General features: G+C 57.7%; 1 protein-coding gene and 1 pseudogene. Both read left to right on the top strand.

Annotation, left to right across the window (positions count from 1 at the left end; genetic code table 11):
* Positions 1-212, top strand: a pseudogene (locus EOB49_RS33440) (methylaspartate ammonia-lyase); the annotation flags it as partial.
* A gap of 14 nt (positions 213-226) precedes the next feature.
* Positions 227-1,366 (top strand): CaiB/BaiF CoA-transferase family protein (locus EOB49_RS33435; protein ID WP_206526183.1); only part of this gene is annotated, 1,140 nt, incomplete at its 3' end.

The raw sequence follows: 1,366 nt of genomic DNA, 5'->3' as shown, positions 1-1,366 counted from the left end.
ACAAGGTAGGCGCGTACGTTGGAGGAAGCTGTACCGAGACAGATCTCTCTGCCCAAGCTTCTGTCCACATATCGGTGGCGACCCAGGCAGACATGATGCTTGCGAAGCCTGGAATGGGTGTCGACGAGGCATTCTCAATAGTTGGGAACGAACAAAATCGGTTGCTGGCTATGCTGAACCGTCGTCGAATTCAAAACGAAAACGTTGGATGAAAACACGGTGTCGCATGCAGAAGTCTCTTGAGGGGATCACCGTCGTTGCCGTGGAGCAGGCGGTTGCTGCGCCTTACGCTTCGTCTCGCCTTGCTGATGCCGGCGCCCGGGTGATCAAGATCGAGAGGCCCGAAGGGGATTTTGCCAGAAATTACGACAAGTTGGTGCGGGGTCAGAGCGCTTACTTCGTCTGGCTCAACCGGGGTAAGGAGTCGGTCTGTCTGGACTTGAGATCTGAGGCGGACCGCGCCGTTCTGGACACGCTCATTGCCGGTGCCGACGTTTTGATCCAAAATCTAAAGCCGGGCAGTATCGAAAAATTGGGTTTCGGGTCTGCGGATCTGCGTCGACGTTTTCCGCGGCTGATCACCTGCGATATCTCTGGTTTCGGGGAGCAGGGGCCGTATTCCCACTTGAAGGCTTATGATCTCATCGTCCAGGCCGAAACTGGTCTGTGTGCGATCACCGGGACGCAACAGGGGCCCGCCCGTGTGGGTGTGTCGGTTTGCGACATCTCGGCAGGCATGACAGCGCACAGTGCCATTCTTCAGGCGCTGTATCACCGCGAGGTCACCGGCGACGGGACCAGCATTCAGGTGTCACTGTTCGATGCCGTCGCCGACTGGATGAACGTGCCGGTTCTTCAAAACGAATACGGCGGCTATCACACGGTTCGCGCGGGCGTAAAACACCCGTCGCTCGCGCCGTATGGCGCCTATCGCTGTGCCGACGGCAAAGAGGTCATCTTTTCGGTTCAGAATGACCGTGAATGGGTGAATTTCTGCGAGAAGTTCCTGAAGCAGCCGGGGCTTATACGCACACCTGGTTTCGCCGATAATATGGAGCGCCTCGGTCACCGTGCGCAACTTGATGAGATCATCGAACAGCGGTTTTCCGAACTGTTATGCCACGAAGCAATGCAGGAGCTTGAGGCGGCCGGGTTGGCATATGGCCGACTGAACGAAGTCGCGGATGTTTCAAAGCACCCACACATTCGCAAGGTGCAGGTCGGAACACCCGAAGGAACCATCGAGGCGATAGCGCCGGCGGCGATCTTCAACTCTGAGCGCCCTTTGCTGCGCCCCGTTCCGGCTCTTGGAGCTCATACCGAGGCTGTCCGCGAGGAGGTTCTGGGACGTTTGCGCGAACGAGCT

Origin of the sequence: Mesorhizobium sp. M7A.F.Ca.MR.148.00.0.0 (assembly GCF_003997735.1) — a bacterium.
Taxonomy (GTDB): domain Bacteria; phylum Pseudomonadota; class Alphaproteobacteria; order Rhizobiales; family Rhizobiaceae; genus Mesorhizobium.
Note: the sequence above shows the minus strand (reverse complement) of the source record. Positions and strands in the feature narration are given on the sequence as shown.